7 protein-coding genes are annotated in these 6,831 nt (G+C 64.6%); 4 read left to right on the top strand and 3 right to left on the bottom strand.

Annotated elements, in window-relative coordinates; translation table 11 throughout:
• The first annotated feature begins 119 nt into the window (after positions 1-119).
• From V8683_RS30920 to V8683_RS30935, 4 genes are all read left to right on the top strand, one after another.
• Positions 120-722: a phosphatase PAP2 family protein gene (locus V8683_RS30920; RefSeq protein ID WP_462880733.1), complete on the top strand. Its 603-nt coding sequence runs from the start codon at positions 120-122 to the stop codon at positions 720-722.
• Positions 723-1,060: 338 nt separating this feature from the next.
• Complete coding sequence (locus V8683_RS30925) at positions 1,061-2,371, top strand: MFS transporter (protein WP_411190986.1); 1,311 nt, start codon at positions 1,061-1,063, stop codon at positions 2,369-2,371.
• A 34-nt stretch (positions 2,372-2,405) separates the two neighbouring features.
• On the top strand, positions 2,406-3,320 hold the full coding sequence (locus tag V8683_RS30930; protein WP_411190987.1) for a TauD/TfdA dioxygenase family protein: 915 nt from the start codon (positions 2,406-2,408) through the stop codon (positions 3,318-3,320).
• 40 nt (positions 3,321-3,360) lie between these two features.
• Positions 3,361-4,782, top strand: a complete 1,422-nt coding sequence (locus V8683_RS30935; protein WP_411190988.1) for an aldehyde dehydrogenase family protein — start codon at positions 3,361-3,363, stop codon at positions 4,780-4,782.
• Between the two features lie 239 nt (positions 4,783-5,021).
• Here V8683_RS30935 and V8683_RS30940 read toward each other — a convergent pair whose 3' ends face one another.
• The 3 genes from V8683_RS30940 to V8683_RS30950 form a co-directional block, all read right to left on the bottom strand.
• Complete coding sequence (locus V8683_RS30940) at positions 5,022-5,954, bottom strand: electron transfer flavoprotein subunit alpha/FixB family protein (protein WP_411190989.1); 933 nt, start codon at positions 5,952-5,954, stop codon at positions 5,022-5,024.
• A gap of 20 nt (positions 5,955-5,974) precedes the next feature.
• Positions 5,975-6,724 carry an electron transfer flavoprotein subunit beta/FixA family protein gene (locus tag V8683_RS30945; RefSeq protein WP_411190990.1) on the bottom strand — a complete coding sequence of 250 codons (750 nt, stop codon included), beginning with the start codon at positions 6,722-6,724 and terminating at the stop codon, positions 5,975-5,977.
• A 30-nt stretch (positions 6,725-6,754) separates the two neighbouring features.
• Positions 6,755-6,831: 4Fe-4S dicluster domain-containing protein (locus V8683_RS30950; RefSeq protein ID WP_133168007.1), on the bottom strand; the 77-nt coding region annotated here is incomplete at its 5' end.

A 6,831-nucleotide genomic window follows, 5' to 3' on the forward strand; every position in this document is an offset into this window, starting at 1 on the left:
AACGCGAGACAAATACCCCCCGCCCAAACTCAAATAGCCCGAGCCGTAACACCTGCGAGCAGAAGCGCGTTCGGGTGTCCAGTCCGTCCGGCACCAGCCCCTCAAGTCATGAATCTGCAATGGAAACCATCGAAGCATTCAATCAAGCCATTTTTCTGCAACTCAACGCTACGCCTGCCACGCCACACTGGCTCGTCGCCGCAAGCCTGTTCATCGCCAGATATGTGATCTGGGCTGTCCCGATCATGCTCGGCTGCATGTGGCTATCCGGTGGCGACAATCAGCGAAAAACCGCTGTTCATGCGACCTTCGTCGCATTTGTGGCGTTAGGGATCAACCAGTTGATCGGCATCGTGTGGTATCACCCCAGGCCATTTGCAATAAGCCTGGGGTACACATTCCTGGCGCACGCCCCAGATTCGTCATTTCCAAGCGATCACGCTACGTTGCTTTCCGCTATTGCTTTTACGCTCCTCTACGACGGCAAGCGCCTGTTTGGCGCGCTTATCGTCGCTGCGAACATTACTGTCGCCTGGGCTCGCGTGTTCGTCGGCGTGCACTTCCCATTTGACATGGCCGGAGCAGCGTTGATCGCGTGGTCGACCTGTTTGCTCAGCGCTCCGCTGTGGCGAGTTGCGGGTGAGCCGTTTTCACGAGCGCTGATCGCAGCGTATCGCAAGGTCGTCGCTTGGCCGATTAACCGTGGGTGGCTACGACCATGACGAGATCACGCATTAAAGGCGAACAATTTTTTTATTTAAGATCAATTGGTTAAGCCTATTTTGGCGAAATTTTTGCTTATCCCGGCCGCCCCTCGTAAACGTTGTTGACAGGACAAGCTACGTCTTTGGTGGGCTTGCCACCGTGGAAGGTCACGAGCAGCATCGGAAATCCCCTGGGCGTGGTGGGCGAATGATCCATCCGGAGTAGGCCACAAATCCGAAATACGCCGCGGTCATCGCCCCATCCACGGCCAGGGAGTTCCCGCCCTACCCGCCGCGGGTGGTAAGTTGGGGCAGGAAACCGCCTACCCTGTGCAGGCCGAATGACGAGATCGCCCATGTCCGCTTCCAGTTCCTACCAGCCGAAGTCCGCCTGGACCATTGCCGTCCTGCTCACGGGCTTCTCCATGATCAACTTTCTGGACAAGATCGTCCTCGGCATGGTCGCCGTGCCGCTCATGGCCGACATGCACCTCTCGCCGGCCGAATTCGGATTCGTCGCCGGCAGTTTCTTCTGGCTCTTCTCGACCTCCACGGTCATCGTCGGCTTCCTCTCGAACCGCGTCGCGACACGCTGGATCCTGCTCGCCATGGGCGCGACCTGGTCGATCCTCCAGGTGCCGCAGGCGTTCGCCGGCAGCGCGCCTGCGCTACTCGTCTGCCGCGTGCTGCTCGGCGCCGCCGAAGGCCCCTCGTTTCCCACTTCGGTGCACGCCCTGTTCAAGTGGTTTCCCGACCAGAAGCGCAGCGTTCCGGTTGCCGTCATCAATCAGGGGGCCGTGCTCGGCATGATCCTGGCCGGCCTCGGCATTCCGCTCATCACGCTGCACTGGGGCTGGCGGACCAACTTCTTCGTGCTGGCGGGCATCGGGGGCGTCTGGTGCGTGCTGTGGCTGTGCTTCGGCCGCGAAGGCGTGCTCGTGGACCGGTTGCAGCGGCAGCAGGATCTGCCCGGGCCGGGCGCCGACCTCTCGGCACCCGAGCGCCTGCCGTACCGCCGGATCCTCACCGACGCCTCCGTGCTGTCCGTGTTCCTGCTCGGTTTCGTCGCCTACTGGCTACTCGGGCAATCCATCACCTGGCTGCCCACCTACCTCGAAAAGGGGCTGGGCTTCGGCAGCATCGCGTCGGGCCGGGGTTTCGCGCTCATCATCGCCTTTGCCGCGCCCGTCAATATCGGTTTGAGCGCCCTGTCGCAGCGCATGATGAAACACGGCGCGACCACGCGCGAAGCCCGTGCGCGGCTTTCCTGCGTCACCATGATCGCCGGCGCCCTGCTGTTCATCACGCTCGCCACGCTCGACCTCACGCCGGTCGAGAAGGTGCTCTGCTACGCCCTGGCCGGCGCGCTGCCCACGTTGTGCCTCTCGGTCGCCCCCGCCATGCTCGCGGAGATGGTTCCGGCCGCGCAGCGCGGCTCGATTGTTGCGATCCACACCGCCGTCGCGAGCCTCGGCGCCGCCGTGGGGCCGGTCGTGATCGGGCAGATCATCCAGGCGCACCCAAACGCGGGCAGCCACGCCTATGAACTCGGCATTCTCGTCACCGCCATCCTGTTGATCGCGGCCGCGATCGTGGCGCTGCGCTTTCTGCACCCCGAACGTTCGCAGCTCATGCTGAGCCGCGACGCCGCAGCGCTCACCGCCTGAGAAGAAACAGAACGATCCCTGTTGGAGGAAACACATGGAAGTCACCCTTAACCCGCCGGGCGAAACACATGCCGCCCCGGCGCCGTCCGAAAGCTGGCCCTTCACCGTCACCCGCCACACGCCGACCATCGGCGCCGAAATCAGCGACATCGACCTGCGCGAGCCGCTCGACGACACAACCTATCTCGCCCTGCGCCGCGCGCTGGTCAAGCACAAGGTGCTGTTCTTCCGCGATCAGGACATCACGCCGGCCCAGCACGTGGCCGTGGCGCGCCGCTTCGGCGAGCTGGAAGTGCATCCCACCTTCCCGCACCACCCCGACCATCCCGAGCTCGTGATCATCGGCCGCGGCGATTCGAAACGCGGGCGCGAAAATCTCTACCATTCCGACGTGTCGTGGCGCGAAATTCCGTCGATGGGTTCGATGCTGCGCTGCGTGCGGTGTCCGGAGGTGGGCGGAGACACCCTCTGGATCAACATGGTGGCGGCCTACGAAAACCTGCCGCAGGACGTCAAGACGCGCATCGCCGACCTCAAGGCCATGCACGAATTCCTGCCGCTGTTCGGGATCGTGGTGCCGGAGGATCAGCACGACGAAATGCGCAAGCGCTTCCCGCCCGTGGCTCACCCGATCGTGCGGACCCATCCGGAGAGCGGCGAAAAGATCCTGTACGTCAACGAGGCCTTCACGACGTACATCGCCAACTATGGCCACAAAACCGTGGACCGCTATCGCTTCGGCTTCGACTTCAAGCTGGCCGAAATGGAGCTGCTGCAGTATCTGTTCCGGCAGGCCCAGGCGCCCGAGTACCAGGTGCGCCTCAAATGGCGCCCGAATACGATCGCGTTCTGGGACAACCGCTCGTGCCAGCACTACGCCGTCCAGGATTACTTCCCGGCGGTGCGCCACATGATGCGCGCGACCGTGATCGGCGACCGCCCGGTCTGAGACGCCGCCCCTTTTCCGTGGTCCTTTTCGGAACTCCATCATGACTACGTTGAATCGTTTCTATATCGACGGCAAATGGGTCGAGCCGTCGCCCGGCGCCACCGCGTTCGACGTCGTCGATCCGGCCACCGAGGAACTGACCGGCAAGCTCGCCATGGGCACCGGCGCCGATGCCGATCGAGCCGTCGCCGCGGCGCGCGCCGCGTTCCCGCGTTGGTCAGAATCCGGTCTCGACACGCGCCTCGCGCTGCTCGGGCGCATCGCGGCGATCTACGAGCGCCGCATGCCCGAGATCGCGGAAGCGGTGCGCAAGGAGATCGGCGCCCCCCTCGCCCTGTGCAGCGCGCTGCAGGCGCCGATCGGCCTCGCGCAGGTGCGCGCGGCCATCGCGACGGCACAGCACTTCGAGTTCGAAACCACGCACGGCAAGAGCTATGTGCGGCGCGAGCCGATTGGCGTGGCGGCGCTCATCACGCCGTGGAACTGGCCGCTGAACCAGATCGCGGCCAAGGTCGCGCCGGCGCTGGCAGCCGGATGCACGGTCGTGCTCAAGCCTTCGGAAATCGCGCCGCTCGACGCGATGATCTTCGCCGAAATCATGCACGAGGCCGGCACGCCCGCCGGCGTGTTCAACATGGTGTTCGGCGAAGGCCGCACCGTGGGAACGCGGCTCGCCTCGCATCCGGACGTGGACATGGTCTCCATCACGGGATCGACGCGCGCGGGCGTGGAGGTGGCGATCAGCGCCGCGCCGACCGTGAAGCGCGTGGCGCAGGAACTGGGCGGCAAGTCGGCCCTGCTCGTGCTCGACGACGCGGATCTGAAGGCGGCGGTGGCCGGCGGCGTGGCGCAGTGCATGGCGAACTCCGGCCAGACCTGCGTGGCGCCCACGCGCATGCTCGTGCCGCGCGCGCGCTACGAAGAGGCCGTCGCGATCGCCGCGGCAACCGCGAACGCGCTGACCGTGGGCGACCCCGCCGACCCCGTCACGCGCATGGGGCCGATCTCGAACCGTCTGCAGTACGAAAAAGTGCAGAAGATGATCGCGACCGGCATCGAGGAAGGCGCCCGCGTGGCGGCCGGCGGACCGGGGCGTCCCGCCGGGCTCGAGCGCGGCTTCTACGCGCGGCCCACCATTTTCGCCGACGTGCACAACGGCATGGCGATCGCCCGCGAGGAGATCTTCGGCCCCGTGCTGACGATGATTCCCTACGAGGACGAGGAAGACGCCATCCGGATCGCCAACGACAGCGTCTACGGGCTCGCCGGCTACATCGCGTCGGGCAATCCGGAGCGTGCCCGCAAGGTCGCGGCGCGGCTGCGCGTGGGGTCGGTGCGCATCAACGGCGCGATGCTCGACGTCATGGTGCCGTTCGGCGGCTACAAGACATCGGGCAATGGCCGCGAGTACGGCGCGGAAGGTCTCGCCGAGTTCCTCGAATGCAAGTCGGTTTCGCTGTAAACAGCCGCTGTGACCGGCATATGACCGGCGTAACCGGCAAGCGCGCGCCGCTCAGGGTTCGAGCGGCGCGCGCTCGCGTTTGAGCTGCTGCGTGATGGAAATGCGGTTGGCCGGATAGATCGTGTCGGTCACCATTGCAGGAGTGGGAGATGAAGCAAGCTTCCGGCGCGGAGCAACAAGCGCGGTGATGGGCGGTTTCAGGGTCTCTATGGGACTATGGGAGACCCTGAATGAGGTTCTTAAACCGTGCCGACCAGTTCCGGCACGAGCGTGAACAGATCGCCCACGACGCCATAGTCGGCCACGCTGAAGATCGGGGCTTCCTCGTCCTTGTTGATCGCCACGATCACCTTCGAGTCCTTCATGCCCGCCAGATGCTGGATCGCGCCCGAGATGCCCACTGCGATGTACAACTGCGGTGCGACGATCTTGCCGGTTTGACCCACCTGGAAGTCGTTGGGGACGTAGCCGGCGTCCACCGCGGCACGCGAGGCGCCCAGCGCGGCGTTCAGCTTGTCGGCCAGCGGCTCCAGCACCTTCGTATAGTTCTCCCCGCTGCCCATGCCACGCCCACCCGAGACGATGATCTTCGAGCTCGTCAGTTCAGGACGATCGAGCTTCGTCACTTCGCGGCTCACGAACTGCGACAGGCCGCTGTCTGCCGCCGCTTCGAGCTTCTCGATGCTCGCGCTGCCACCTTCGGATGCGACGGCGTCAAAACCCGTCGTGCGGACCGTGATCACCTTGATCGGGTCGCCCGACTGCACCGTTGCGATCGCATTGCCTGCGTAGATCGGACGTTCGAACGTGTCGGGCGAATCTACTGCCGTGATGTCCGAGATCTGCGCCACGTCCAGCTTCGCGGCAATACGCGGCGCCACGTTCTTGCCCGCGGCCGTAGCCGGCGCAAGGATGTGCGAGTAATTCTTTGCGATGCCCAGAACCGTCGCCTCAACGTTTTCCGCCAAGCCTTGTTCAAGCTGCGGCGCATCGGCCAGCAGCACCTTCGCCACGCCGGCGATCTTCGCCGCGGCGTCCGCCGCGCCCTGCGCGTTGTGGCCCGCCACCAGCACGTGCACATCGCCGCCAATCTTCTGCGCGGCAGCCACAGTGTTCAGCGTCGCGGCCTTGATGGACGCGTTGTCGTGTTCGGCAATAACCAGAATCGTCATGTCTTTACGCTCCTCAACCCTTAGATGACCTTGGCTTCGGTCTTCAGCTTCTCGACCAGCGTCTTCACGTCCGGCACCTTCACGCCGGCCGAACGCTTCGGCGGCTCGGCCACCTTCAGCGTCTTCAGGCGTGGCGTGACGTCCACGCCCAGGTCTTCGGGCTTGATCGTCTCCAGCGGCTTCTTCTTCGCCTTCATGATGTTCGGCAGCGTCACGTAGCGCGGCTCGTTCAGGCGCAGGTCCGTCGTGACCACGGCGGGAAGCTTCAGCGACAGCGTTTCCGCGCCGCCGTCCACTTCACGCGCCACTGTCGCCTTGCCGTCCGCCACCGTAACCTTCGAGGCGAAGGTGGCCTGCGGCAGGTTCGCCAGCGCGGCGAGCATCTGGCCGGTCTGGTTCGAATCGTCGTCGATAGCCTGCTTGCCGAGAATTACGAGCGAAGGCTGCTCCTTGTCCACGAGCGCCTTCAGGATCTTCGCCACGCCCAGCGGCTCGACGCCATCGCTTGCCTCGACAAGAATCGCGCGGTCCGCGCCGATCGCCAGCGCCGTGCGCAGCGTTTCCTGCGCCTGCGCCACGCCCACCGACACCGCCACCACCTCGGTCGCCACGCCCGCTTCCTTCAGACGTACCGCTTCTTCCACCGCGATCTCGTCGAACGGGTTCATCGACATTTTCGCGTTCGCCAGGTCAACGCCCGTTCCGTCCGATTTGACGCCGACTTTCACGTTCGCGTCCACGACGCGTTTTACTGCAACCAGTACCTTCAAGGTCGTCTCCTTTGCTCTTCCATCTTTGGCTCACATGTTCGGATAATTCGGCCCACCGCCGCCTTCGGGCGTGACCCACACGATGTTCTGCGTCGGGTCCTTGATGT

It is taken from the genome of Paraburkholderia sp. AV2 (genome assembly GCF_054968425.1).